General features: G+C 46.0%; 19 protein-coding genes, 1 tRNA gene and 4 pseudogenes. 7 read left to right on the top strand and 17 right to left on the bottom strand.

Features of this window, described 5'->3' with window-relative positions:
* Both F8S12_RS40240 and murJ read left to right on the top strand, forming a co-directional pair.
* Positions 1 to 408 (top strand): annotated as a pseudogene (locus tag F8S12_RS40240) (ISH3 family transposase); the annotation flags it as partial.
* A gap of 437 nt (positions 409 to 845) precedes the next feature.
* A complete protein-coding gene (murJ, locus tag F8S12_RS04005; protein ID WP_196514942.1) occupies positions 846 to 2,450 on the top strand; it encodes a murein biosynthesis integral membrane protein MurJ in 1,605 nt (534 codons plus the stop codon).
* Between the two features lie 100 nt (positions 2,451 to 2,550).
* On the opposite strand, the gene F8S12_RS04000 is transcribed toward murJ, so the two are convergent.
* The 3 genes from F8S12_RS04000 to F8S12_RS03990 all read right to left on the bottom strand — a co-directional run bounded on the left by F8S12_RS04000 (position 2,551) and on the right by F8S12_RS03990 (position 8,415).
* Positions 2,551 to 3,282, bottom strand: a complete 732-nt coding sequence (locus F8S12_RS04000) for a PEP-CTERM sorting domain-containing protein (RefSeq protein ID WP_196514941.1) — start codon at positions 3,280 to 3,282, stop codon at positions 2,551 to 2,553.
* A gap of 54 nt (positions 3,283 to 3,336) precedes the next feature.
* A complete protein-coding gene (locus F8S12_RS03995; RefSeq protein ID WP_196514940.1) occupies positions 3,337 to 7,563 on the bottom strand; it encodes a CARDB domain-containing protein in 4,227 nt (1,408 codons plus the stop codon).
* A 117-nt stretch (positions 7,564 to 7,680) separates the two neighbouring features.
* Complete coding sequence (locus F8S12_RS03990; protein ID WP_196514939.1) at positions 7,681 to 8,415, bottom strand: hypothetical protein; 735 nt, start codon at positions 8,413 to 8,415, stop codon at positions 7,681 to 7,683.
* Positions 8,416 to 8,731: 316 nt separating this feature from the next.
* Between F8S12_RS03990 and F8S12_RS03985 the strand changes: the two genes are divergently transcribed.
* Entirely contained in the window at positions 8,732 to 9,244 is a 513-nt protein-coding gene (locus tag F8S12_RS03985) for a hypothetical protein (RefSeq protein ID WP_196514937.1), read from the top strand.
* Between the two features lie 223 nt (positions 9,245 to 9,467).
* Positions 9,468 to 9,746 carry a hypothetical protein gene (locus F8S12_RS03980; RefSeq protein WP_196514935.1) on the top strand — a complete coding sequence of 93 codons (279 nt, stop codon included), beginning with the start codon at positions 9,468 to 9,470 and terminating at the stop codon, positions 9,744 to 9,746.
* A gap of 142 nt (positions 9,747 to 9,888) precedes the next feature.
* Here F8S12_RS03980 and trhO read toward each other — a convergent pair whose 3' ends face one another.
* Positions 9,889 to 10,809 (bottom strand): oxygen-dependent tRNA uridine(34) hydroxylase TrhO, encoded by a 921-nt coding sequence (trhO, locus tag F8S12_RS03975; protein WP_196514934.1) that lies wholly within the window; start codon positions 10,807 to 10,809, stop codon positions 9,889 to 9,891.
* 71 nt (positions 10,810 to 10,880) lie between these two features.
* Between trhO and F8S12_RS03970 the strand changes: the two genes are divergently transcribed.
* A tRNA-Ala gene (locus F8S12_RS03970) sits at positions 10,881 to 10,953 on the top strand.
* Positions 10,954 to 11,166: 213 nt separating this feature from the next.
* Entirely contained in the window at positions 11,167 to 11,418 is a 252-nt protein-coding gene (locus F8S12_RS03965) for a hypothetical protein (protein WP_196514946.1), read from the top strand.
* A 284-nt stretch (positions 11,419 to 11,702) separates the two neighbouring features.
* Here F8S12_RS03965 and F8S12_RS03960 read toward each other — a convergent pair whose 3' ends face one another.
* The 6 genes and pseudogenes from F8S12_RS03960 to F8S12_RS03935 form a co-directional block, all read right to left on the bottom strand.
* Complete coding sequence (locus F8S12_RS03960; protein WP_196514933.1) at positions 11,703 to 13,079, bottom strand: epoxide hydrolase family protein; 1,377 nt, start codon at positions 13,077 to 13,079, stop codon at positions 11,703 to 11,705.
* A 194-nt stretch (positions 13,080 to 13,273) separates the two neighbouring features.
* The gene (locus F8S12_RS03955; protein ID WP_230967769.1) at positions 13,274 to 13,933 is read right to left on the bottom strand and encodes a VOC family protein; all 660 of its coding nucleotides are present in this window, start codon (positions 13,931 to 13,933) and stop codon (positions 13,274 to 13,276) included.
* 86 nt (positions 13,934 to 14,019) lie between these two features.
* The gene (locus F8S12_RS03950; RefSeq protein ID WP_196514932.1) at positions 14,020 to 14,733 is read right to left on the bottom strand and encodes an SDR family NAD(P)-dependent oxidoreductase; all 714 of its coding nucleotides are present in this window, start codon (positions 14,731 to 14,733) and stop codon (positions 14,020 to 14,022) included.
* A gap of 203 nt (positions 14,734 to 14,936) precedes the next feature.
* Positions 14,937 to 15,119 carry a hypothetical protein gene (locus tag F8S12_RS03945; protein ID WP_196514931.1) on the bottom strand — a complete coding sequence of 61 codons (183 nt, stop codon included), beginning with the start codon at positions 15,117 to 15,119 and terminating at the stop codon, positions 14,937 to 14,939.
* 200 nt (positions 15,120 to 15,319) lie between these two features.
* Positions 15,320 to 16,690: an SDR family oxidoreductase gene (locus tag F8S12_RS03940; RefSeq protein WP_196514930.1), complete on the bottom strand. Its 1,371-nt coding sequence runs from the start codon at positions 16,688 to 16,690 to the stop codon at positions 15,320 to 15,322.
* A 115-nt stretch (positions 16,691 to 16,805) separates the two neighbouring features.
* Positions 16,806 to 17,276 (bottom strand): annotated as a pseudogene (locus F8S12_RS03935) (serine/threonine protein kinase); the annotation flags it as partial.
* Positions 17,277 to 17,403: 127 nt separating this feature from the next.
* Here F8S12_RS03935 and F8S12_RS03930 point away from each other — a divergent pair.
* A pseudogene (locus F8S12_RS03930) lies at positions 17,404 to 17,649 on the top strand (1-acyl-sn-glycerol-3-phosphate acyltransferase); the annotation flags it as partial.
* Here F8S12_RS03930 and F8S12_RS03925 read toward each other — a convergent pair.
* From F8S12_RS03925 to F8S12_RS03895, 7 genes and pseudogenes are all read right to left on the bottom strand, one after another.
* On the bottom strand, positions 17,644 to 19,152 hold the full coding sequence (locus F8S12_RS03925) for a trehalase family glycosidase (protein WP_196514929.1): 1,509 nt from the start codon (positions 19,150 to 19,152) through the stop codon (positions 17,644 to 17,646). The pseudogene F8S12_RS03930 and the gene F8S12_RS03925 sit on opposite strands and share 6 nt — an antisense overlap.
* Before the next feature lie 55 nt (positions 19,153 to 19,207).
* Entirely contained in the window at positions 19,208 to 21,994 is a 2,787-nt protein-coding gene (gene treY / locus F8S12_RS03920) for a malto-oligosyltrehalose synthase (RefSeq protein ID WP_196514927.1), read from the bottom strand.
* 6 nt (positions 21,995 to 22,000) lie between these two features.
* Complete coding sequence (locus F8S12_RS03915; RefSeq protein WP_196514926.1) at positions 22,001 to 22,213, bottom strand: hypothetical protein; 213 nt, start codon at positions 22,211 to 22,213, stop codon at positions 22,001 to 22,003.
* A 168-nt stretch (positions 22,214 to 22,381) separates the two neighbouring features.
* Positions 22,382 to 24,232: a malto-oligosyltrehalose trehalohydrolase gene (treZ, locus tag F8S12_RS03910; RefSeq protein ID WP_196514924.1), complete on the bottom strand. Its 1,851-nt coding sequence runs from the start codon at positions 24,230 to 24,232 to the stop codon at positions 22,382 to 22,384.
* Between the two features lie 259 nt (positions 24,233 to 24,491).
* Positions 24,492 to 24,911, bottom strand: a pseudogene (locus F8S12_RS03905) (ACP S-malonyltransferase).
* Complete coding sequence (locus F8S12_RS03900) at positions 24,908 to 25,285, bottom strand: DUF433 domain-containing protein (RefSeq protein WP_196514922.1); 378 nt, start codon at positions 25,283 to 25,285, stop codon at positions 24,908 to 24,910. Before F8S12_RS03900 ends, F8S12_RS03905 begins: the two are co-directional and overlap by 4 nt.
* Positions 25,286 to 25,521: 236 nt before the next feature.
* Positions 25,522 to 25,941 carry a thiol-disulfide oxidoreductase DCC family protein gene (locus F8S12_RS03895; RefSeq protein ID WP_196514920.1) on the bottom strand — a complete coding sequence of 140 codons (420 nt, stop codon included), beginning with the start codon at positions 25,939 to 25,941 and terminating at the stop codon, positions 25,522 to 25,524.
* Positions 25,942 to 26,081 lie beyond the last annotated feature (140 nt).

Here is a 26,081-nt window from a genome sequence, read left to right as displayed (position 1 = left end):
GTCACATTTAACTTATGGATTGTCTGCAAATATAGGAGGGGTAAGGGGAAAAAGCATGGAGTTCAATACTTTGTTTATGTTGTTCACAATGTCAAAACAAATCTAAATTACATCTATCAAGATTATCGAAAAAGATTTGGTATTGAAACTAGTTATCGGCTCAAAAATATTTGTCGAATTAAAACTAATAATAAAAATCCAGTCTTAAGATTACTATTCGTTGGTATATCTTTTCTTCTAGTTAATATCTGGGTGAATCTCCTTTGGCTCAGAATCAGTCGCAAGAGAAAAGGTAGTCGATTAATTTATCGCACACTTTTTCCACTCAAACAGATGTTGTCTTTTTTATCTCAAGCTATTGAACGTAAATATCAAGTAGTTGAAAGCATTTACATTCCATCCGGTTAACATCAATAGATTATCAATCAGCTAATCATAAGTAATCATTATCTATACTATGTTTGCTAGTTAGAATATTGCGTATTAAAAAGTATCATAGACTACAAAGCTTTTGGCGATCGCTCTTTGGAAAAAACTTTTTGGTTTACTGTTAACCACTATTTTAAGTTCTAGATTAGAAAATAGCTAGAGGAATCTGACTTAAATCTTACTCAGTATACTAGGCTTTAAACTCTATGACGCAAGGCTTCGATTTTCTCAGTTGTTCAAAAACCGAGAGATAATACGGAGATGGATAAAAACTTGGAGTGCAGGGGAAATGAGCGTATCTTTCCCCCGTCTCCCTGCCTTCATGACTAATTTGTCAAAAATTACCTGACAGACTGCGGGATTTCAGGTTAAATGTTTTAAAATATGCACTCAGCAAGAATTGTCTGGTATTATTCGTGACACAACAAGACCAAAAACCCTCTCGTTCTTTCGCTGGAATTGCTGGCATTGTTGCCATAGCTACGTTAATTAGTAAAGTTGTTGGTTTAGTGCGGCAGTTAGCCATTGCTGCGGCTTTTGGGGTTGGTGCTGCTGCCACTGCCTATAGTTATGCCTATATTATTCCTGGCTTTCTATTGATATTACTAGGTGGTGTAAATGGGCCGTTACACAGTGCAGTTGTCAGCGTTTTAGCCAAGCGTAATCGAAAAGAAGCAGCTCCTTTAGTGGAAACGGTGACAACACTGGTATCTGGATTGCTGTTGGTGGTGACAGTTGCTCAAATTTTCTTGGCGGATGCGATCGTTGATTTAGTTGGTCATGGTTTGGATATTACAACTAGAGCGATCGCAATTCAACAGATCCGCATTATGGCGCCGATGGCTTTATTTTCAGGCTTAATTGGTATTGGCTTCGGTACTCTCAATGCAGCCAATCAATATTGGTTACTCTCCATTAGTCCTTTATTATCTAGTGTTACCGTTATTGCAGGTATTGGCATCATGGTTTTGCAAGTAGGCAAGGACATTGTTAAGCCAGAATATGCTTTCATCGGTGGCATGGTATTAGCTTGGGGAACCTTAGCGGGGGCAATTCTTCAGTGGTTGGTACAGTTAATTGTCCAGTGGCGCTTAGGATTGGGTACATTACGGCTGAGGTTTGATTTTAAATCTCCCAGCGTCCAAGAAGTGATTAAAATCATGACTCCGGCAACTATTTCCTCAGGCATGATGCCAATTAATTTTGCCACCGTCCTTTACTTTGCTAGTCCTATTCCTGGTGCTGCTGCTAGCTTTAACTACGCCAATTTGTTAGTGCAAACTCCTTTGGGGATTATTTCTAATATCATTTTGCTGCCCCTATTACCGATATTTGCCAAACTAGCAGAACCAGAAAATTGGCACGATCTCAAATTACGAATTCGCCAAGGACTCGTGCTTAGTGCTGTCACTATGCTACCTCTAGGAGCGCTGATGGTGGCGCTATCTGTACCCATTGTCCAGGTAGTGTATGAACGTGGTGCTTTTAAGCAAGATGCTACCCAACTGGTATCATCCCTGCTAATCTTTTACGGGATTGGAATGTTTGTCTATTTGGGGCGTGATGTGTTGGTACGGGTGTTTTATGCTTTAGGCGATGGACAAACACCTTTTCGGATTAGTACTTTTAACATCTTCCTAAATGCTGCACTCGATTGGATTTTAGTTGGTCCTTTTGGCGCTCCCGGTTTGGTGTTAGCAACAGTGGGTGTCAATTGCAGTTCAATGTTAATGCTATTGTGGTTGCTCGATCGCAAACTCAATGGTTTACCTTGGCGAGAATGGAGTTTGCCAATTTTCGGTTTGACTGCTGGTAGTGTGGTAGCTGGGATAGCAAGCTATGGGACATTGGTTGGTTTGCAGCAGTTACTAGGTAAAACGGGTTTACTGATTCTGCTGTTGCAGCTGTGTATATCTAGCTTCGTGGGGATTGCGGTGTTTGCTGCGATCGCTTCATGGATGAAAATACCAGAGGTGAATGTTTTCATCTCTCGTCTACGTCAGCGCTTTTTGAAAAAATAACTGTTATTTGAATTTGTAAATTGTGTACCCAAGTGGCTGAATTATTCATCCACTTGGGTGTAACAGGTGCGTAAGGTTACATTTTGTAAAAAAAAGAGTTCTAGTACTTAAATAGACATTTTTTTCTTAAGCGCCCCATAGTTGCACCGCAACCCAGCGCCGTTAGTAAACCCAGGATAGTACTTGGTTCAGGAACTTGCTCTATTTTGACGTTTCTCACCTCCAAAGCCGATGTAGTCCCATAATCATCCACATCCACCACTCCAAAGGCTAAGGTGTAGGTTCCAGGAGTACTAAAGGTATAGGAACGAATCCCTGTTTCTTGAAGGAAGGGACTGGAAGGTTGGATTGTATCAGTAAAGTCAGCCAATTTAATTAGTGTAGTATCTAGCAACAAAAAGGCGAAATCCTTGTTAAGTGTCTCATTAGTGCGGAAGTTCCAGTTAAAGCTCAAAGCATCACCAGGCGACACAGTGACGGTATTTTTAATTGCAGATCCCTCGAATGCAAATCCTCCAATATCCAAGGCAAAAGAATCAGCTAAACCGAGAAAGTCTTGCAAGTCGGAGAAAAAACCTGCATCACCTGCGGGTATACCAGAATAGTTGAAAGCACCAGCACTAACAGGGGCATCATCTGCAAATTCTAAACTGGCAGTAGATAAATTAGCTCCACCTCCTGAAGTACTGACATCGCCAAATTGTTGCCAACTGCTCAAATTTAACCCAATAGCTAGGGCGGAAGTGGTAGTGATTGCTAACCCCCCCACGCTGGCAAGGCTCACAAGACCGACTTTGAAAGTTGAATGTTTGATGAATGTGAAAATGTTCATGAGACTTTTTGACGAAATAGGTTTGTATTTACTAATGACAGTTGTCACGGTAACTTAGAATACGAAGTTATCACGCTGAGTTAGGGTGCTTTGAGATACATCTTGCACAGTCAATAAAGGTGTTGGACGAGCGCGACCTGCTGTGCCATCTAGGTCAATCAAGACAGTAGTATTAGTTCCCTGAGTTCCAAAACTCAAGTAGCCTTGAGTGGTTGCAGTGTCATAGTCGAGGCTGTCCGGGCTTAAACTCTGCAATAATTGGCTGAAGTCAATTTTGTCAGTACCAGCCACAAAATCAGTAATTGTATCTCCCGCATCCCGGATACTGGTATACACAAATCGATCGCTGCCAGCACCCCCTGTAAGGGTATCTGCCCCTTGTAAACCAGTGATCAGGTTGTTGCTATAGTTACCAGTTAGGGTGTCACGACCAGATGTGCCGTTGAAAATTTGGTCTTGAGCATACAGGCTAATTGCTACCGCCCGGACGTTGTTGGTTTCATTTGTTTCACCCTGGTTGTTCTGGTTCTGGAAACCGTCATGATCAGTGACAAATAACAGGTAGTAATCGCCTGTTCCGCCGAAGCCGTAAGGAGTAATGCTTTGAGTGACTGTATAACTATCCCCAGATGCTAGGGGGGTATTTTCTCTGATCTCGCTGGATGCAAGCTGAGTATCTTCGTAGTAGTTGAAGAACTGATCAGCGGAAAAGTAAACAGAGTCATACCAGTCAGCGAAGGCAGGAACTGTACCTTGGTTTGTGACTGTCCAAGATACGGAAATTGCCTCACCTAAAGTAGCAGTGTTTGGGGCATTGGCGGCAGTAACGATTAAATCTGGGGCTGTAAGGGTGATGGCTTGGGCGAATACATTGTTGTTTTCATTGGTTTCACTCTGGGATTTGCTGCCATCGGTGACAAATAGCAGGTAGCGATCGCCTATTAGTATGACGTTAGAGCCATCGGAGTTATTAGTGTACTGGGAGGGAATATAAATATCTGCGGTAGTTGTATAACTATCCCCAGATCCTAGACGCGTATTTTCTCTCCACCCACTGATGCTGATATCGCCGTCGTCAAAGAACTGGTCATCGGAAATGTAAACAAAGTCATACCAGTCAGTGAAGACAGAATCTGTACCTTGGTTTGTGACTGTCAAAGACACGGAAATTTTCTCACCAAGAGCAGCAGTGATTGGAATTTGGGCAGCAGAAACTATTAAATCTACATCTTCTGCGGGATTTATGGTGATGGCTTGGGCTAATACATTATTGGTCTCATCGGTTTCACGCTGGTTGTTGGTGTTTTCGTAGGGTGTTCTATCCGTGGTGAATATCAGGTAGACATCGCCTGTTCCTATGTAGTTACGAATATCAATGTCTTGGGTGACTGTATAGCTACCATTGGCTACCAAAGGCGTATTTTCTCCGGTCTGGCGGCTGATGAGTTGGATATCGTTGTCGTCTAAAAACTGGTCATCAGAAATATAAACACCGTCATCCCAGTCAGCGAAAGCAGAAACCGTACCTTGATTTGTAACTGTCCAAGACACAGAAATTGTCTCACCGACAGTAGTAGTGGTTGGGGCATTGGCGGCACTAACAACTAAATCTGGGGCTGTCAGGGTGATGGCTTGGGCGAATACATTATTGGTTTCATTGGTTTCAGGTAGTTGGTTGGATGTATCTGCAATAAATAACAGGTAGAAATCGCCTATTGGTAAGTTGGAGCCAAGAAAAATGTCTTGGGTGGCTGTATAACTACCCCCAGCTGCGATCGGGGTATTTTCTCTTGCCCAGCGAAAGGCAATCTGGGTATCGCTGTTGTCAAAAAACTGGTCATCAGAAATGTAAACATTGTCATACCAGTCAGATGAAGCCGAAACTGTACCTTGATTTGTGACTGTCCAAGACACAGAAATTGTCTCACCGACAACAGCAGTGTTTGGGGCATTGGCGGCAGTAAAGACTAAATCTGGTAAATCTGGCGCACTGAGGGTGATGGCTTGGGCGAATACATTGTTGGTTTTATTGGTTTCCCCTGGGTTGTTGCTATTATTGGTGATAAATAACAGGTAGCGTAGTCCCAGATCGTCGTAGACATCGCCTGACGTGGTAGAGTTGAGGGCGATATTTTGGGTAATTGTATAGCTCTGGAGAGGAGCTAGAGGCGTATTTTCTCCTCTTTGGGCGTAGGTAATCTCGGTATCGCTTTCGTCTAAGAACTGGTCATCGGAAATGTAAACAAAGTCATACCAGTTAGCGAAAGCCGAAACTGTACCAATATTTGTGACTGTCCAAGACACGGATATTGTTTCACCGAGAGCAGCAGTGGTTGGGGCAGTGGCTGCTGTAACGACTAAATCTGGGGCTGTGAGGGTGATAGCTTGGGCGAATACATTGTTGGTTTCATCGGTTTCCCCCTGGAAGTTATCACTGTACTGTCTATCTGCGACAAACAACAAGTAGCGATCGCCTATTCCTAAGAAGTAGTCAAAATAAATATCTTGGGTGGCTGTATAGCTACCTCCGGCTGCCAAAGGCGTATTTTCTCCTTGAAAACGGGAGGCGAGTGAGCGATCGCTCTGATCTAAAAACTGGTCATTAGAAATATAAACACTGTCATACCAGTCAGATGAAGCCGCAACTGTACCAACGTTTGTGACTGTCCAAGACACCGAAATTGCCTCATTTAAACTAGCAATAATTGGGGCATTGATTGCTGTAACAACTAAATCTGGAGCTGTGACGGTGATAGCTTGGGCAAATACATTGTTGGCTTCATTTATTTCACCCTGTCTGTTGCCGTTGCCTCCTCCATCAGCAACAAATAACAGGTAGACATCGCCTGTTCCGCTATAAAGACTAATATCTTGGGTGAGTGTATAGCTACCTCCGGCTGCCAAAGGCGGATTTTGTCCTGGATAAGGGCTGGCGATCTGGATATCGCTGTTGTCTAAAAATTGGTCATCGGAAATGTAAACTGCGTCATACAATGTAGTCGAGGTAGAAACTGTACCTTGATTTGTGACTGTCCAAGATAGGTAAATTGTCTCACCGAGAGCAGCAGTAGTTGGGGCATTGACTGCTGTAACAACTAAATCGACATATCCTGAAGAATTTATAGTGATGGCTTTGGCTAATACATTGTTAGTTTCATCGGTTTCGCCCTGTGGGTAGTTGTATCCGTAGTATCCCCCATCAGCAACAAATAATAGGTAGCGATCGCCTGGTGCTACGAAGGCACCGAGAAAAATGTCCCGGTTGACTGTATAACTCTCCCCAGCAGCTAAAGGGATATCTTGTCCTGGATAAGAGTCGCTGATCAAGACATCGCTATCGTCGAAGAACTCGTCAGCGGAAAAGTAAACAGTATCATACCAGTTAGCGAAAGCCGAAACTGTACCAATGTTTGTGACTGTCCAAGACACGGAAATTGTCTCACCAAGAGCAGCAGTGGTTGGAGCAGTGGCTGCTGTAACGACTAAATCTGGGGCTGTGAGGGTGATAGCTTGGGCGAATACATTGTTGGTTTCATTGGTTTCAGTCTGATAGTTGCTGATATTAAATACTTTATCAGCAACAAATAATAGGTAGACATCGCCTGTTTCTGCGTAGTAGGGAATAGTAATATCCTGGGTAATTGTATAGCTGCCAGCAGACGCTAGAGGCGTATTTTCTTTGGTATCGCGGGTTGCGATCGTGATATCACTGTCGTCCAAAAACTGGTCAGCGGAAATGTAAATCCCGTCTTCCCAGTCAGCGAAGGCAGAACCTACACCAAGATTTGTAACTGTCCAAGACACGGAAATTTTCTCACTTAAGCTAGCAGTGGTTGGGGCATTGGCTGCTGTAACGACTAAATCTGGACCAGTGAGGATGATGGCTTGGGCGAATACATTGTTGGTTTCATTGATTTCAACCTGCCTGTTGATGTTGTTGTATGTATAATCAACATCATCAGTAACAAATAATAGGTAGCGTAGGCGCAGCCCGTCGTAGACATCGCCTGTTTCTAAGAAGTAGTCAAAATTAATATTTTGGGTGACTGTATAGCTACCTCCGGCTACCAAAGGCGTATTTTGTCCTTGAAAGGGTGAACTTAGGAGGCGATCGTTGTTGTCTAAAAACTCGTCCTCGGAAATATAAACACTGTCAAACCAGTCACCTAATGCAGAAACTGTACCTTGGTTTATAACTGTCCAAGACACGGGAATCGTTTCATTCACACCTACATATAGTGGAGCTGTTACAGAAGACACTATCAGATCAATATCGTTCATAAAGAATCTCCAAATTGTTTAACAACAAAGAATTCAGAATTGAATTCTGCTTTACAAGGTGGAACTTGTGGGGGTGTAGTATTTAGTTTTATTGCTATATTCGTCCTCACACAGCTATCAAAAAGTTGTTGCTGTGGGGATGACTGATTCATTTTGTACTAGATTTATGTTATGTGGTAAGTTAAGAAACTTGGTGTTCACAAGTTCATTATAAGCCTCTAGGTCTGTTCGCCAGTTGCTAATTATTTGTAATAGAACAGCTAGGCGCTGACTTTGTTCTTCTTGAACAATTGCGTGATTAAAACTGGCGCTGAACAGCACGATGGGCTGTACTGTTTGATCTGGCAGTTGTAACCCTCCTTCATTGATATCCAAACTCATCTGTGCCCCTTCGATGGTGTAACCAAACCGCATCGCAGCTTGCACAGGTGCTTTGCCAAACTCATGCCAGGGGCCAGGATTCAGCAGTGTGCCAAATATATAGTTGCGTGCTGTATTGTTTTGCTCGTTGAAGAAAACATGTCCCCGAAAGTTAATGGACACCCCTTCATAATCTACTTGCGCCAATGTCTCTAGATATTTGCGAGCTACACCCGGAATCTCCACTTCTGTAAATTCTTTAGTCGCAATTACTTCCGAAAAAATAATCCTATTGACTTGTGCAGCTATGCTGATACCTTTTTGGAAAACCACTTGAGCCGTAGAATTGGTTAGAATCGGTTGTTGAGTCAGTTCCCAGTCACTAGGGACTATGCCACTATACTTGAGAAAATCTGGAGTTAAGATTGTCGGATTGTGCTGTTTGGCTGCGATCGCAATGGCAATTTCCTGAACATTTAGACTTTGGCTCATTTGCTTTTTTCTCTGTGCAAGTTTAATTTTTAATTGAGGTAGAGCTAATTAAAAAATTACGTCTCTCTAGATAAAGCATATTTAATTTCTGGAGATATCTATTGCATGCAGTGGAACTCTAATAGCATAGTTCAGGCAGCGATCGCACCCACGACTCGATTTAAAGAATTTTAAATATTTCAGTTGGTACACCCAAATGGATGAGAAATAATTCAGCCAGTAGGGTGAGCCAGATGCGTGAGGTTACATTTTGTAAAAAAAGAGATTCTAGTACTAGAGAACATTGATTTTAACTAACTCTGGTAACAAGAATCCTATGAAACTTACAAAATTAGCTGCCTCTGCACTTGCTGTTGCTTCCATTATCCTTTCATCTGGCATTGCTTCTGCTCAAACAGCAGGTACAAACGCTAACTACGTCGGTGTTGGTATTGCGGCTGGTGCAACCAATGGCGGACAAGGAAACGATGAAGCGCAACTTGGTGGCAATATTCAAGGACGATACGCCGTTCCCAAAACACCTGTTTCAGTACGGGGTTCTGTGTTGTATGGTGGTGATGCCGCTGCAATTATGCCCATAGTGACTTATGATGCACCTATTGCTAGAAACACTAACCTTTACTTCGGTGGTGGTTATTCTTTTGTGACTGATGAAGGTCAAAGAACCCCGTTGGGCAATCAGAATGCACCTGTAGTCACCCTCGGTATTGAGTCAGAAATTAGGAACAATGTCATTGCTTATGGCGATACCAAATGGGGCATTGGTGCCTACAGAAACAGTGATGCTGATGCCGTCAGTTTCCAAGCAGGATTAGGCTACCGCTTCTAGTGATTGCGAGCTAGAAAACAGCTGATTCGGAAGCTAAAGCAATGATATCTGCCAGCTGCGATCGCGATTTATTCTGTCACATCTGAGTTTACAATCTCAGATGTGAACTGTTTTGTCAATCATTTTTATTTATCATTTTTAGAAAAAAATGATATTGGTTATTATTGATAATTTATCTTAAATTAAAAGTATAAATTTTCAATAAATGTATCAGAGATTACTCATGGAAAATATTAATCCCATTTTGGAAATAGTTGGTGAAACAACTGACGTAGAATCTTGGCTAATTCGTGCAGGGCTAAAATTTTCAGACTTAGGTCAAGATGCTGCCAGTAAAGAAATCCGTAAGCAATGGCGAGAGTACCAAGCCGCAGTCCAAAGATGCTGTGCAGTCCTACACCAACCACCTTCACAAGTTAAACTCAGTGGCGATTATGCCAAACTGAGAATACCTGGTGGTGCATCAGAAAGGGTGAGTGCGGGAGTGGTAGCAGAGGGTTAGGAGGAGAATAACTAATGACTCTTGACTGTGCCAATTTTAGATTTTAGATTAAAAATCATTTCGGTTCATGTCCCTTACCCCAATACGCTTGGGTAAAGACGCGATTCATCGCGTCTCTACAAATGGTCTATTTGTCGCATTCTCAAATTGGTATTACATCCCGGTTTTTGTTAGCAACTTGGCTTTGATAGTGCCGCAATTTTTGCTGCTGACGCGCTCTTTTCTCCTCAGTAAGGCTATCAAAACAATAGGGACAGGAGATACCTTTCTCATATTTAGGAGATGCCTTGTCTTCCTCAGAAATTGGACACCCACAACTGAAGCACCGGTCACAACTGCCTTCTTCCAATCCATGACTGACGGCTACGCGCTCATCAAAGACAAAACACTCTCCCTGCCATAAACTTTCTTGGGCTGGAACTTCTTCCAAATACTTGAGAATGCCGCCTTTGAGATGATAAACTTCTGCAAAGCCTTGGGCAAGCATGAAAGATGAAGCTTTTTCACAGCGAATGCCGCCCGTACAAAACAGAGCAACCTTTTTGTGTTTAGTTGGGTCAAGATGGTTTAGCACATAATTGGGAAATTCTCGGAATGAGCCAGTTTGGGGATTTTCTGCTCCTTGGAAAGTACCGATATTCACCTCATAATCATTACGGGTATCAATCACGGTTACTTCTGGATTAGAAATTAAATCATTCCATTCCTGGGGACTAACATAGATGCCAACTTGCTCATTTGGGTCAATTTCAGGTAATCCCAAAGTGACAATTTCTGGCTTCAATCGCACCTTCATTCGTTCAAAAGGCGGGGTTTCAGTATAAGACTCTTTGTATTCTAGGTCTGCTAGACGGGAATCAGAACGTAGAAACCAAAGAACAGAATCAATTGCCTGACGCGAACCCGCAATTGTACCATTAATGCCTTCTTGTGCTAGCAAAATTGTCCCCTTGACACCTTGCGCTTGGCAGTAAGATAGCAAAGAATCTCGTTTCTCGGCAAAATCTGGCAGCTTGACGAATTTATACAATGCTGCGATAACTTGGATATTTTCTGGCTTCATCCCTTTGGTAACGGAACAATATAAGTTAGAATAACAAGGACAAACAAAGTTGCCTGCTATTTTAATTTTACGGGGGTTTAGCTCAGTTGGTAGAGCGCCTGCTTTGCAAGCAGGATGTCAGCGGTTCGAGTCCGCTAACCTCCATTGTCAGCTCAGAGTCGGCGTTGCAGCTCAGTTAATGATTGCAATACGTCCTTGGGTGAAGACGCGATTCATCGCGTCTCTACAAATGGTCTATTTGTCGCATTCTTTTTTCCAATTGGTATTAACTACTAATACAAAAAATGTTTGCGACAAATCACTCCGTCTAAGTTGCACTGTTAGCGGGGGTGGTGGAGAGGCTATACTTCTCGGTTAATGGGGAAAGTTAGTTGTGTAAAAAGTACTGGTAATCTGATTCAACAGTTTCCTTTGGGTAGCAAAGCCAGCAACATGGAAATTGCGATCGCTTGCTACGAAATCGCCCTCACTGTTTACACCCGCAGCGTCTTTCCTGTTGATTGGGCAATGACGCAAAATAATCTGGGGATTGCTTACGGTGACAGAATATTAGGAGAACGAGTGACGACTAGCGACTCAGCGTCTATGCAAAAGCTGTACAATCGCTAGAAATACAATCTGGAGAGCGACTTGCCTAGATCGATTCACTCTACTCAACCACCACTGAAATTTATTCCTCAACAGTTTAACCTGCTGGTACTCATTGGTGACAAGTTAAGGAAAAAGAGAAATTGTCAAGCGAGGGATTTGCGAGGGTAAAAAATCGTGTAAAACTCATTATTTTTCTGGATTCTCAATGAATGTGAAATGTCTGCCGCCGCCCGCCGCTTCAAAAATTTCTAACGAGAGAGTTAAAAATGCTTTATTGAGACAGACCTGCGATCTCTCTCCAACTAACGCAGTGACTTGAACGCCGCGCGGATCTCCTCAGAGAAGAGCTGCGGCTGTTCCCATGCCGGGAAGTGGCCGCCCTTATCAGCCTCATGGAAGTAGCTCAGGTTGCGATAGGCGCGTCGGGCCCACGTCTCTGGAGCGCGATATAACTCCTCCGGAAATACCGTGATGGCTACCGGGAGCGAGATATCGGCGGTCTTCTGCGCCGCCGCGTTCAAGAGACTGGTGTTTTTGTTCTCCCAGTACAGCCGAGCTGATGAGACCGCACTGTTCGTTAGCCAGTACAGCATAATGTCGTCCAGCACCTCGTCTTTCGTCGGGGACTTTTCGGAATCGCCACCTCTGTACGTCCACTGCGCGAAGCCTGGATGCCCGAGCATCCACGCCGCGAGTCCGATTGGCGAGTCTGTCAGACCGTACCCGACTACCTGCGGTTGCGTACCCATCACCGCGGCGTAGGCCCGTTTGTTCTTTAACGTGTCGAGTGAGTCGAACGCCGCGCGTTCCTTCTCGGAGAGTCCCGCAGGCGCAGACCCTCCGTTGGCGAGCACCGCAGCCACGTCGGGCGGGATCGTCGCCGGCAAGTTGATGTTGCCGAGTAATCCTGCTGGTGCCTGGCGCGCCATCGCACTGGAGATGGGGGACCCCCAGTCGCCGCCCTGGGCGACGTAGCGGGTGTACCCGAGGCGCTTCATCAGCTCCGCCCAGGCTCGCGCAATATGGTCGGGGTTCCAACCTTTGCCCGTCGGCTTGCTGGAGAAGCCGAAGCCGGGAATTGACGGAATAACCAGGTCGAAGGCGTCCTCCGGGCGTCCCCTGTAGGCTGTCGGGTCGGTCAGCGGACCAATGATCTTTAGCTGTTCAAATACCGATCCGGGCCATCCGTGCGTGACTATCAACGGCAAAGCGTTAGGATTTTTGGAGCGGACGTGGACAAAGTGAATGTCCAGTCCGTCGATGTTCGTTACAAACTGCGGTAAAGCATTCAACTTCGCCTCGGCTTTTTGCCAGTCGTACTTCGTTCCCCAGTAACGGACGAGTTCCTTCATTGTCGCCAGTTGCACGCCCTGCGACTGGTCGGCGACAGTCTCCTTGTCAGGCCAGCGGGTCGCCGCAATGCGTCTGCGGAGATCGACGAGCGCCTCTTGCGGGACGTGGACGCGGAAGGGACGGATGGCGTTGTCTTCAGTTGCGATCGCCTTGCCCGCGACCTGGGTTTGTGCGCCGATCTGGGCGAATTGCTGTGCAAGCAGGCGAGCGGGCGGTGCCAGAAACACCATTACCGCTAAGAGCGCGACGAGGAGTCGCGAGAGCAAGACGAAGATACCTGCGGTGCGGGCTTTGGTTTTGTAATGTATTTTTTTCAGTTTGGTCATGGTGTTTTCTCTTTGCTGCAAATTGTCCGTTTCACAACTCAGGCTAAACCCGATCAGTAACCGTCAACTTCGACGATGGCCTTGGCAAACTCCCGCGGCGCTTCTTGCGGCAGGTTGTGCCCGACTTGGCTTCGTAAGCCTCTGCCGCTACCTATTCGCCGGCGTACTCGGCGGGTGTGGCAACTCTAACCGCATCATCTGGAAAGAACAGGAAAAACATCCTCCACGTAACGGTCAGCGGCCGCGGCGGCCTCTTCTGGACTGCTGCCGTTCTGACGCGCGCTCAGGTACGGCGCGTACCAGTCCCACCAGTGATGCTCGGCGTGAGTTTTCTCGTAGTGGTCGTGGTACTCTGCCGTCTCACGGAGGATATCTGCAAGGGTTGCGACGTCCGCGGCGCGTGCCTGCGTTAACTCCCACTCACGATCGGGAAGTCGCTCCTTGATCTCCTGGAGCAGCCAGACGTTCCCGTCCAGGTCCTCAAATGAGGCAAATGAGAAGTAGGAACGACCTTGCGGGTCACGCCCGAGGATGCGTGGGTTCTCCACGGTGTTGTTGAAGGGGCCGCCGGTGTAGTGGAAGACTTCGCTCACGTTGACACCGCGAGCGATCAAGTCTTCGCGGGCGGTGTCGAGGTCGTCCACGGCGAGGATTAGGCTGTGCGCCGAGCCAGGATTGTCCGCAGTGACTCCCTTGCCGAAGATGATCGAGGCTTCGGAGTTGGGCGGCGTCATCTGCACGCCGCGGAAGTCGCCCTCCGCGATATCGATGTCGAGCCGCCAGCCGAGATTCTCGTAGAATGCCTTCGCGCGGTCAACGTTGGAAACGCTGAACAGCACAACTTCGAGTTTCATGTTTGGACTGTTTACATGATTGCTACTCATCTTGTTCTCCTTTAGGTTAGTAAGTTTGATGTTCAAATTGGTTACTTTTCATTCTTCTACGAGTGCCCCGCACTCTGTCCACCATCGACGTGAAGGATTTCGCCCGTCACGAAGTTGGCTGATTCGAGGTAGAAGATTGCATCAACGATGTCAGAGATTTCGCCCATACGATCAATTGGGTGCATAGCAGCGAGCTGTGCATGGGTCTCGGCAGGGTGCATTGGCGTCTTGATGTTACCCAGCGCGATCGCGTTCACCCGGATACCGCGCTTGGCATACTCGATCGCCAGCGATCTGGTCGCGCTATTCAGTCCGCCTTTTGTGAGTGATGCGAGTACAGATGGTACGCCAGCGATCGGGTTGTCAACCAGGCTCGTCGATATCTGCACGATATGACCGCTGCCCTGCTTCTCCATCTCGGCGATGGCGAGTTGCGTCATGTGAAAGAAGCCAGTGACATTAGTGCCCAGATATACCTCGTAGTCAGCCTCGGTGTATTGGGTAAATGGCTTGGCGATGAAGATACCCGCGTTGTTGATGAGCGTGTCGATGCGCCCAAAGCGGGACACGCCTTCGGAAATAGCACGCTCGGCGGTTTTTCGATCGGCGATGTCGCCAGGTACTGTGAGAATTGCATCATCGTCCGACGGCTCGATCGAGCGCGAGGTGGCGACCACCCGATAGTTGCGATCGCGGTACGCCTTGACAAGGGCTGCGCCGATGCCCTGCGATGCACCAGTAATAATAGCGACTTTCTGTTCGATGCCCATAGTAAAACTCCTAAGGAAATAATGTGTGAATGTTGCAGATCAAGCTCAGGAATGCTTTGATTGATCTACGAATCCTGACAATTTGATCGCGCCAGTCGGTGTGAGCGTGGTTGTACAGTAGCGTTGCAGCGATTACCTACGGTAGGCTTCGCCAACGCGCGTGGCAAGCGTTGATTGCACTCAATGATCCACTCAAACTGCTCCTATGACATAGCTGGCGTGACCATTGAAGTGAGAAGGCTTCGAGTCAGTTCCTCAGCGTTGCCATTCTCTAGAGTGTATACTGCTGCATTGAGTTGTTCGGCAGTAAACACTGCCCTGGACTCTGCGATTTCTTGAGCGTTCCAATGCGATCGCGAAACGACCAACGGAGATTGATCAACCAACACTAATCAATCAACTTCATCTAATCCAAACAGATCAAGGTAGCTCCAGATCAGAGAACATGAATGTTTTTCTTTGCATGTTGTCCTTTCCCAACGCAGTTTGAAAATCATTGACAATCAGTGCGTGCATTACTGGTGATGGCTTCATCTTCCAGTTCTTACCCAAGGACTGCACACCTGTGCTTACGAACGAACTGCGTTCAGCCGATTTCCGGCGGATTCAAATATATCGACTGCTCATTGCCAAGGCTTCGCTTAACTTCCCTGGTGAAGTCGTCGGCCAGTACCTCTTCCTTGTTGTCCTCAATGCCAGTCAGGGCGGCTTCGGCAACCTGCCGTGGATGGATCTTCTTCATCTCGAAGCCTTTGGTCATGTCGGTATCTATAAAGCTGACATGCAGACCGAGCACTAATGTCTTCTGGTTCCGCAGATCGATGCGTAAGGCATTGGTAAAGCTCCACGCCGCTGACTTCGAGGCGGAATACGCTGCAAGTATTGGACGTGCATACCAGGTGGCATCCGACAAAACATTGATGACCGCTCCACCCCCATTCTTGGCAAGAATTGGAGCAAATGCCTGGCTGACCAGAATCATGCCATAGTAGTTAGTCTCGAAAACTTCCCGCGCGATGTCGATCATGGTTGGATCTAGGGTACTGCTGGTGAGCCGACCAATACCCGCGTTGTTGACCAGCACAGTGGTATCGCCGCACTGTGTCACGGCCGCAGCGATCGAGGTAGGATCGGTCACATCGAGTTTGACCTGAATGATACCTGGCGTTTTGGCTTCAGTCGGACTACGCACCCCGGCGTAGACCTTTTTGGCCCCACGGTCAAGTGCCTCGTGCGCGAATGCCAAGCCTAAGCCGCGACTAGCGCCAGAAATAAAGACTACGGAATCTTGAGTTTTCATCTTCAGTTTTGGAAATAATGTGTGAAGGTTGCAGGTCATGGTAGCGACTGGCAGCCATGCTTCGATTTCCTGTGCCATTTTCGCGGCGTTGCTCTGGTACATCGCGATCGCATCCTTCCCGACGGGCAAATGCAGTGGCGGACGTTCTGTATTGGCGAGTTGAATAATCACCTGAGCAAACTTTTTCGGATCGCCAGGTTGGTTTCTGTGTAGCGCATCGGCTCCGCTACGCATCGGTCCTACTGTTTCCTGGTAATCGTCGATAATGGTTTTAGCGGCTACATAAGATTCAGCGCTCAGGAAGTCGGTACTAAAAAGACCGGGAGCTACTGCGGTGACGTGGATGCCGAGTGGTGCTAGTTCAACCGCTAACCCTTTCGAGAGACCTTCGATCGCAAATTTGGTAGACCCGTACAATCCCCAGCCCGGAACTGCATCGTAGCCGAACAAGGACGTGATATTGATGACCCGCCCGGATTTTTGCTGGCGCAGGTACGGCAACACCGCACGAGTCACGTTCAATAACCCAAACACGTTGGTATCATACTGTTTGCGGACTTCGGCATCGGTGGCTTCTTCGATCGCAGTAACCATGCCAAACCCGGCATTATTGACTAAGAGATCAACCCGTGGCAAATCGATAACGCTGGTCGGCATCTACATAGGTGATACAAACAGGTAGAGCGTCCGTAATCACTCGTAATTCCTGTTCTCGCTCGCGCAGTTCTGCTTGGCTTTGCTGTAAAGCTGCCGTCCTTTGAGCTACCTGTTGCTCTAAGGTGCGGTTGTAATTGGCTAAGAGGTGTTCTGCTTGTTTTGGAGATAAATATGCGAGTGTCCCTTCTAAAACATGAGGACTTTTAAAAGTCGGATTCGTGCGGTTAAATTGGGTGGCAATCCCAAAGTCAATAATTTTTACAACGCCAGTATCCAGATTCAGGACTATGTTTCCAGGGTTGATATCTTTATGAATGACATTGGCTGCATGGATTCTGCCCAGAATGTCGCAAATAGCGATCGCCAGACCTAGAAAAGTGGATAAAGGTATAGGGCAAAAGATATCTGGGCGGTTTTGCATCCATTGCTCTAGGGACTCTCCCCCAAAATCTTCTAAGAGAATCACCAGAGTGCGTTGATAATCCTGCTGGCTGTAAGCCTTGACAACTCCTTCCAGATTCAGGGAACGGGTAATTTTATATCTCGCCGATGCATGTCGGTTGGTGGCGGCTCGTGGACATCTGATGCCATTGCGCCGCCACTAGGCAGCGCAATGGCATCGCTGGAGGCCAGCGAGACGGAGATTCAGACGGCGATCGAAAAGCTGAGTTTGATCGGCAGCGTGGATATTGCAGCCCTTTTTGTCCCCCCGTATGCATCAAGACATTCCAAAAACCATCTCAATCGATGAATCTGCTACTCCTAATCAGGTTTTGATTGCTCGACTGCATTGCCTACTAGATAAGTCTTTACAAGTTACTGAGCAATATTTTGGAGTTCAGGCACAGGGTAATTTTATTGATCGCTGTCGTCGCTTGGAAGAGGCTGGTTGGAATTATATTTACCGGGAAGATTTGCCAGACATCAATGCTTTACCACCTTTCAAACGCGGTTTAGCAGCCTGTGAAGTCTGCTAAAAGTTCCAGAACAACTCCATTTGTCCAGCCGAAGCCAATTTCGTTAGAACTATATCCAAAAGAGATTTCATCGGAGACGTTAGCAGAACAGCGTTCAACATCGTATTTCTCAACAATGGTCTTGTGATGCCCGAATTCCTTAATCACCATAGCCAAGAACTTGTTCGCAATGCGATCGCCTTCCGTATGAAATCCATAACGGTGAAGTCCCTGGACAGCAATTAATGTCAGTGGTGCCCAACCAAAGGGAGCATCCCACTGGTTGCCGGTGACACGAGTACTGGTTAAGATTCCGCCTGGGGCTTCAAACAAAGAGAGATTTTCGACGACGCGCTGGGCTTGGTCTTGAGAAGCAATTCCCAGCCACAGAGGATAGAACGTGGTAGCGAATTCGTAATGGCGGCGTTTTCCAGTCTGGAAGTGATAGTCTAAATATAGTCCCTGTTCTTCATGCCAGAGACACTGATCGATGCGATCGCGGCGGATATCTGCACGATCGCGCCATTGCTGTTCTATTTGTTCGTTCCCGAAAATACGGTTAATTTGGGCTAAATCTTGTTCTACCTGATACAGCAAACTGTTCAGGCACACAGGAGCATAGTGGAGGATATCAGCGCTGAAGGGGCCAAATCGGTTGGTGATATCAAAACCGGACTCGCGCATGGTGCGATCGCCTTTGTAAAATAGACTGGTCAGTTCGTCATTTTCCCGGTCGTAGTAAAGACTGACATCATAATCGTCAACCTCAGAAGTTTTATAATACTCCTTGACGCGATCGTAGTGGCTTTTTCCTTCCTCATCTCGCTCAGAAAACAAAACTTCTGGCGCGGGGCCTTCTCCAAAGGCATAAAATCGAGATAAGCCTGTTGCAGCATTCAAGTGAGGCGGTACTACCCAGTAATAGTAAAACTGCTCTAAAAGCGGTACGGTTGATTTTAACCACTCTTGATCCTGGGTGTGCTGGAATAGCGCCAGAACCATCATGCTGAGGACGGGAGGCTGCGATCGCGACAGCATATAAGTCCGGTTGGCATTGAGGATGATGCCGTAATGCTGCACTTGGTACAGCAGTTGGTCAACTTGGCTTTGGGCTAGCTCCCATTCCTGATCGCGCAAAAGTCCCAGTAATATAAAGTAACTGTCCCAGCCATACATTTCGTTAAAACGACCACCGGGTACGATATAAGGGCCTGGGAGGTACAGCAATCCATGATCTTTAATGGCTTCGACTTCTGTTGGTAGAGTCCGAATTTCTAGGCGTTGCATATCTTTTGCAGATAGCGATCGCTCTAACACATCTTGAATGTTGGGACAATTTTCTGAGGGTGAAATGTAGATTATCCAGGGAGTTTCTTTTTTGTGGTCTAGCTTGGTATCCTTGGCAGATTGTAATAAGTGTTCGTGCGATCGTGTTAAGGTTTTCCACGTTTTTTTGATGTGGGATTGCACGGCGTGAATCTGTGCGGTGGTGGGTGGTGTGGTCATATGTTTTTTTTAACGCAAAGGAACGCAGAGGGAACCGCAGAGGAACGCGGAGTTTTTACTCGCCATTGTTAATTAGTAGGGCTACGGGGAAGTGGGTGAGGGCGGTGGCGATAGATAATGTTTCTGTGGTTTGTAGGGGTTGCTGAGTTAGGACGTTTTTCCAGGTTCCAGGGGGTAATTGCAGGTGCGTATCTTGCCAAACTTCGCCTAAAGGATGATGTCCAGGTTGGATGAGGGTAGTTAGGAAGCGGGGCGCGATCGCGATCGCTGTTTGATTTTCTTCACGCCGCGCAAAGGCAATAATGTGATTGGCGTGGGTTCCGTGAATTTCTAATGGCTGATAGTCGCCGTTTTGGAATAAGGAGACATAGCTTGTCCTGGCTCTGAGTAATTGAAGCGTTAAAAACAGTTTGATTCTGCCGTCCGTTTTGTGGTTTAATAAGTCCCGAATCAGTTCTAGAATGTCTGTTTTTACTTGCTCGCGGATGTCGCTTAAATAAGCACGTCGCTGTTCAAAATCCACGGGACGGCGATTGTCTGGATCTACTAAACTTAATTCCCAGAGTTCCGTTCCTTGATATAAGTCGGGCACACCTGGCGCAGTAATCTTTAGTAGGGTTTGGGAAAGGGAATTGAATATACCATAGTCTGCAATTCGCTGCTGAAAAGGACGAAAAGCTTCCAGGAATTTCCCTGAGATGGCAGGATCTAGCACTTTGTCAATAAAGGAAGTACAAGCTTCTTCGTACTCGCTATCAGGGCGTAACCACGCTGTATGAACTTTCGCTTCTCGAATTGCTTTAATCATGTAGTCTTTCACCCGTTCCACAAAGGACGCATGTTCATCTTCCGCAAAGGGAAACGCCCCTACCAGGGTTTGATAGAGAAAATACTCATCGTTGCGATCGGGCATAGCAAATCCGTGGCCTTGTCTGTGATATTGTCGATTCATGGCACTCCAGGTATTTACCTGCTGCTCCCACTCATCGGGAATTTCTGATAGCACATTTAACCTTGCCCGGACATCTTCACCGCGTTTGGTATCGTGGGTGGCTGTGGTGTTCATGGTATGAGGCCATGTTTCTTGGTGCTTTTGGTTAAAACTGTGGAAGTCAGCGACAGAGATGCCAAAATGACCGGGATTTCCTCCCACTTCATTCAGCGATAACAAACGATTGTAAACATATAGTGTGGTGTCTTCTACGCCTTTTGCCATCAGCGGCCCACTGTATTGCTGCATTCGCAAGACAAAATATATCCACTGTTCGCGTTCTGTTTGAGTCAGAGAATTATCAAACTCCAGCAGCATCAGCTTTTCAATAAAGGTCAATTCGTGCTGCAATAGGGGCGTTTGTTGTTTGGCTTGATGAATTACTTTTTGAATGGTAGCGCGATCGCTATCTCCAATTCCATCGGGGGTGATGTAAGTGCGGTAAATCGGGAACTGAGTTAAAACTTCGGCGATCGCTCTTTTGAGTCCATTCAAGGTAAAATCATTGCCATAGCGATATTTGCTGGAAATATTCTTTAACAAAAGAGCCAGGTTATCAATGTCACCTGCTAAATTCTTTTCCAATATCAGGTGCTTTTTATCCTTCACCACCGATGAATAATCTACTCTTGAACCAATAAAGTTATGGTAAATTTTATCGAACTGTGATTGATTTTCAGTTTGACAAAATACGCCATTTACATAGTTCAAAAAGTCATATCCCGATGTTCCTTCAATTGCCCAATCTTCGGGTAAATCTTCTGTGAGTTCCAGAATTTTCTCAACAGTGATATAAACATCGCCGACTTTTTCCTGTAGCCGTTGAAGATACTGGATGGGGTTATAAAGTCCATCAATATGGTCAATGCGTAAACCTGTAAATTTGCCCTCCTCAACCAGCTTTTGAATCAGGCTGTGGGTATTATTAAAGACCCGCAGTTCTTCAACTTTAACGGAAATCAGTTCATTGACAGTAAAGAAACGCCGATAGTTCATTTCTTCCGCCCCAACTTTCCAGAAGGCGAGACGGTAAAACTGATCATTCAGTAAATCATCTAGAAGGTTAAAACTATCTGAATTACCCGCTTCTCCATTGAAAGTTTTAATATTTTCGTCAATGAACTCGCGGATAGCATCGTTTGAAGTGTAGAGTTCCCAAACCAATCCTTTAATAAATGCAATTTGGTCTTGTCGCTGTTTACCCGCAACCTCTGAAGGCACACTTTTGAGAATGTAGAGAATTCCCAACAGCTTAATAAAATCGGGGTGATTGCGTCCCAGTGTACGGGTGAGTTTACCCAAATTATGAGTGATAAATTTTGTGTAAGACTCTAACCGCAGTGGCAGTTTCAAGCTGTAATAATTTACAGTTAAACCGTTTTGTTCGTATTCCAGTTGAATGTGTCCGTTTTCTAAGGATGCACCATAGAAGTCTCCCAGGAGCGGTGCTAGAACTCGCTCTTGGCGATCGCCAAAGGGAGCATTCCAAGAAAGGTCGAAGTAATCGGTATACGTGGAATCTGGCCCGTGTTCCAATACATCCATTAAATAATCGTTTTCGCTGGTATAAGCCATGTGGTTTGGCACAATATCTTGTAACCAACCCATACCAAGAGATTGAACTTCAGCAACTAAGGCATCAAAGGACTCATTAGTTCCTAGTTCTGGGTTTAATTGAGTAGCATCTACTATATCGTAGCCATGCGTACTCCCGGAGCGTGCCTTGAAAATCGGGGAGGCATATAAATCGGAAACACCTAAATCTGCTAGATAAGAAGCGATCGCTTTAGCGTTGTCAAAGCCAAACTGAGGTGTGAACTGAATTCGATAGGTAGCGGTAGGAATTCGCATATTTTTTTATTCGTAATGTGGAGTTTGAGCCTCTGAGGGTGGAAGTTGACCTTCTGAGGGTGGAAGTTGAGCCTCTGAGGGTGGAAGTTGAGCCTCTGAGGGTGGAAGTTGACCTTCTGAGGGTGGAAGTTGACCTTCTGAGCTTAAAACTTTGGCGTTGCTGAAATTCCTCGTTCCCAGGCGGAGCCTGGGAACGCATTCGTTGAGTCTCTGGCTCAATGTCTGACTGGAGGCAGAGCCTCTAATCAGTCATTCCCAGGCGGAGCCTGGGAACGAGGAAATCGAGCTTTTTTCGACTTGTGTGTACACTGTAGGCGCCTCTGCGTGTTAGCGGGGCGTAGCCCGGCAAATTCCTATTCTCAATCAGCAACGCCAAAACTTCAAGTTCTAACTTTCCACTTCATACAGGATTATACTAGTGGCTTTTATTCTCAGTTCTTGTCCCGCAGATAAATATTCAGAAGTTTCAGAACCAGTACCAGACCATGAGGTACCTGCTGAATCTAATAGCTTATGAGCATTGCGCTCAATTGGCAGAGTCACTGTCACTGGAGACGAATTAAAATTCATCACAAATATTAATTCGCTCGATTCGCACCAACGACGCACAACAACCAACCGCTTATCTTCATCGCTAGTCGCTTCGATGAAGTTGCGGTCTTGCTTCAAAAGTACTGGATGCGTCTTGCGTAAATTAATTAAGTGACGATACCAATCCCACAAAACTTTGTGGTTGCCGTCATTGCGTAATTGCCAATTAAGTTTAGAACGCAGAAAAGTTTCTGCTGCTTCGGGATCTGGGGGATCATCGGCATAGTGAAATGGTTCAAACTCTTCTTTGCGCCCGGCTCGAACAGCTTGAATTAAATCGGGATCGGAGTGACTGACAAAGTAAGTGAAGGGTGCTGTTTCCCCATATTCTTCTCCCATAAACAACAGGGGTAAATTGGGTGACAGCAACACAGCGCCAGCAGCTAACTTTAATCCCTCAAAAGAGATGCGCTGGCTGAGGCGTTCTCCTTTGAGTTGATTGCCGATTTGGTCGTGATTCTGAATGCAGACAGAAAATTGTGATGGCGAGCGATCGCCACAAGGTATACCATGAAATCGTTTGCGATCGGGCGAGTACTTCCAATCGTAGATAAAAGTATCATTATAAGCTTTCGCCAAATCAGCACATTGCCCAAAATCCTGATAATATCCTTGGCGATCGCCTGTTAAAAGTGTATGTAATGCATGGTGAAAATCATCATTCCACTGAGCATCGATTCCATACCCACCCAATTCTGCTGGACGAATTATTTGCGGATTATTCAGATCACTTTCAGCAATTAGATGGCGTTTCCATGTTTGCCCTTGTTGTGATAAATTATGAACCGCTTGGGCCAGTTCCCATAAAAAATGCTTCGCGCCCATGTCGTAAATTGCCTGAATAGCATCGAGCCGCAATGCATCAATGTGGAATTCGCCTAACCAGTAAAGCGCATTTTCAATGAAATAGTTTCGCACGCCCTGACTATGGGCATCGTCGAAATTCATCGCATCGCCCCACGGCGTTTTATAACTTTTAGTAAAATAGGGCGCGAACTGATTCATATAGTTGCCTTCTGGTCCAAAGTGGTTATACACCACATCCAATACAACAGCAATGTCGTGTTGGTGGCAAGCATTCACTAGTTGCTTCAGTTCGGCTGGACTACCGTAGGAATTTTGGACAGCAAAATGGTAAACGCCGTCATAACCCCAGTTGCGGTATGTCAAAGAAGCCTCAATATGAATATCTCCCGGAAACTGGGAGATAGGCATGATTTCAATAGCGTTAATTCCCAGCTCCCTCAGTTCCGGTAAGCGGGGAATGATGGCGGTAAAACTTCCTTCAGGCGTAAATGTCCCAACATGGAGTTCATAGAAAATCATCGACTCCAAAGGAATGCCAGCCCATGCTTCATCAGTCCACTCAAACTGTTGATCGACAATTTGAGACGGCCCGTGTACCCCTTCAGGTTGATACTGCGATGCCGGATCGGGAAAGGCGTCTTGACCATTCAAGACATATTGGTAAAGTGTACCTGGATAGACATCGTTGACTTTTGTATGCCAATATCCCTCAGACTGCGGCTTGAGGGGAATTAGCTGCTGTTCTGGGGTTAAAATTTGTACCGTGACGCCATCTAGTAGCGGCGACCAAACTGTAAATTCACACTCTCCGTCACCCAAGTAGTTAGCACCAATTCTCACGCAGTATCCTCCCGTCAGTTCAGTGTTATGCCAAATTGTGGTGCGATCGCAAATGTCATTGATTGCACAATGTTTACAAACGCGCCAGATAGCATAATGGTTGGTCTAGCAGAGTTTTTGCTAGCACCTGGAGGCGGATTTTTTATCAAGACAAATTCTGTCTAATTAGCTATTTATCATCTAACGCCCACTCATGTTATGCCGTGCTTCTCACCGACAAGACTGCGATCGCTTTAATTCTTAAGCGTAGCCGACGATATCATGGAATGAACAGCCGACCAACCCCTTTGTAATTATCAAGATCTACAGCGATTTCGATCAGCCGTTCAGCACAACACTCTCGATATTCAGCTTCACTCAAACGATCGAGATTCCCAATCGTCAACACTGGAAACGAGTTCTCTGTATTCTTTTCCCGCATAACCTGCTCAAGTGAATCCTCACCCTTCATATTTCGGTTAGCAGTGAGGATCATCATCTGATGCTCTTGAGCATAACGCCAGACTACGCGTAGACGCGAAGCGGCTTGTCGTTAGACATCACTACTTTCCATTGACAGTTCAGCCTCTCTAAAGGTGACAAATTGGACAGATTGGAACTCTAGCCAACCACGTTTTGCCAATATACCGAGAAAAATCAGCGCGTAACCGTCGAGATTGTAGTCAACTAAGAAAGTCATTGTTTTTGTGCAGCACGTCTCGCTCTCTGCTCCTCAAGCTTTGCCCAAAACCCTTCTTGCCCTGGTTTATGTGGCATTGTTGCGATTCGAGCAAAGCGTTCACGGTTGCGATCTTCCCAGTACCGACGAATTTCTTCTCTGTTTTGAAGAACCTCCTGATACTCAGCCTCGACTTGAGACTGATTTGCCTTAATGTAGGACAAAGCTGCATTAATTTGTGCGTCCGTGAGGTTAAACGTGTCACGAATCAGTTTAGGAGGATAATGAGCCTTCAAGAGATCGATCACATCATAAAGGCTAGTGCGCGTGCCAGCGATCGTGAGTCCACGCTCGGTAGGAATAATAAGTGCCTGCTGATTGGTTGCCGAAGTCATACCCATCACCTCCTAGAGTCTATCTTTATGGTATCTTACAGAAAAAGCAAGGTGAGCAACGCCCACCCCACGACTTCGCAATTAGCCTAGTACAGTTGGTCAGTTGATTTGGGTATTTGTAAACTGCTCCAATGTATCATTCAGTGTAGTTTTGTCCAGCAATTGCTGACTTAGAGTAATCCAAGAAATAAATGATCCAAACCACCATCTAATTTGGACTAAATGCTAGCTCAGGCTCAAAATTGCTCATTACCTGTTTTACAGCTACCATCCACGCAGTATGAAGATTGATAAGTATTAGAACGCTTACCAAAGATGGTGTAACGATTATCGCGGATTTGTTCGTAAAAGCGATCGCCTGCCCACTTCATCCCCGGTAATGCTCGATAAGCGTCTACAAATATGCTTCCTGCTGGCAATAATCGCCCAATTTTTTCTACTGCGTTACTGCCTTGCCAACGTCTTTGGGGTTGATTACCATCAATTAAAATCATCCCCTGTTCACAGTCTTGGGCTGTAATTCCCCATTGTAAAAGGGTCTGCTCGTCTTGCATGGGAGCGTAGAGAAACAGCTTTCCTTTGTCTAAAGTTTCAAGCAATTGTACTGAGGTAACGCAGAGATTACAATTGCCATCGTAGATTACGTAGTAAGTCATAAAAATAATAGCTCTTTTGCAATTTACTTGTCAGATGTGTCTAAACACAACTTTGGTATTCTAGCTTAGAAAACCGTAGCGATCGCTACTTTATTCACTTGCTTTCCGATACTGTGGCGATGGTTAAATATGTATAATGT

Origin of the sequence: Nostoc sp. WHI, assembly GCF_015714725.1 — a bacterium.
GTDB lineage: Bacteria > Cyanobacteriota > Cyanobacteriia > Cyanobacteriales > Nostocaceae > Nostoc.
This window is presented reverse-complemented; position numbering and strand designations above follow the sequence as displayed.

What these genes read in the sequence shown, in the direction of transcription:
- F8S12_RS03950 (WP_196514932.1), bottom strand. Translation starts at nt 14,733, where the DNA reads ATGGGCATCGAACAGAAAGTCGCTATTATTACTGGTGCATCGCAGGGC.
- F8S12_RS03985 (WP_196514937.1), top strand. Translation starts at nt 8,732, where the DNA reads ATGAAACTTACAAAATTAGCTGCCTCTGCACTTGCTGTTGCTTCCATT.
- F8S12_RS03965 (WP_196514946.1), top strand. Translation starts at nt 11,167, where the DNA reads ATGGGGAAAGTTAGTTGTGTAAAAAGTACTGGTAATCTGATTCAACAG.
- F8S12_RS03895 (WP_196514920.1), bottom strand. Translation starts at nt 25,941, where the DNA reads ATGACTTACTACGTAATCTACGATGGCAATTGTAATCTCTGCGTTACC.
- F8S12_RS03955 (WP_230967769.1), bottom strand. Translation starts at nt 13,933, where the DNA reads ATGAAACTCGAAGTTGTGCTGTTCAGCGTTTCCAACGTTGACCGCGCG.
- F8S12_RS03995 (WP_196514940.1), bottom strand. Translation starts at nt 7,563, where the DNA reads ATGAACGATATTGATCTGATAGTGTCTTCTGTAACAGCTCCACTATAT.
- F8S12_RS03980 (WP_196514935.1), top strand. Translation starts at nt 9,468, where the DNA reads ATGGAAAATATTAATCCCATTTTGGAAATAGTTGGTGAAACAACTGAC.
- F8S12_RS03990 (WP_196514939.1), bottom strand. Translation starts at nt 8,415, where the DNA reads ATGAGCCAAAGTCTAAATGTTCAGGAAATTGCCATTGCGATCGCAGCC.
- trhO (WP_196514934.1), bottom strand. Translation starts at nt 10,809, where the DNA reads ATGAAGCCAGAAAATATCCAAGTTATCGCAGCATTGTATAAATTCGTC.
- F8S12_RS03900 (WP_196514922.1), bottom strand. Translation starts at nt 25,285, where the DNA reads ATGACTTCGGCAACCAATCAGCAGGCACTTATTATTCCTACCGAGCGT.
- F8S12_RS03960 (WP_196514933.1), bottom strand. Translation starts at nt 13,079, where the DNA reads ATGACCAAACTGAAAAAAATACATTACAAAACCAAAGCCCGCACCGCA.
- F8S12_RS03940 (WP_196514930.1), bottom strand. Translation starts at nt 16,690, where the DNA reads ATGCCGACCAGCGTTATCGATTTGCCACGGGTTGATCTCTTAGTCAAT.
- treY (WP_196514927.1), bottom strand. Translation starts at nt 21,994, where the DNA reads ATGCGAATTCCTACCGCTACCTATCGAATTCAGTTCACACCTCAGTTT.
- F8S12_RS04000 (WP_196514941.1), bottom strand. Translation starts at nt 3,282, where the DNA reads ATGAACATTTTCACATTCATCAAACATTCAACTTTCAAAGTCGGTCTT.
- F8S12_RS03925 (WP_196514929.1), bottom strand. Translation starts at nt 19,152, where the DNA reads ATGACCACACCACCCACCACCGCACAGATTCACGCCGTGCAATCCCAC.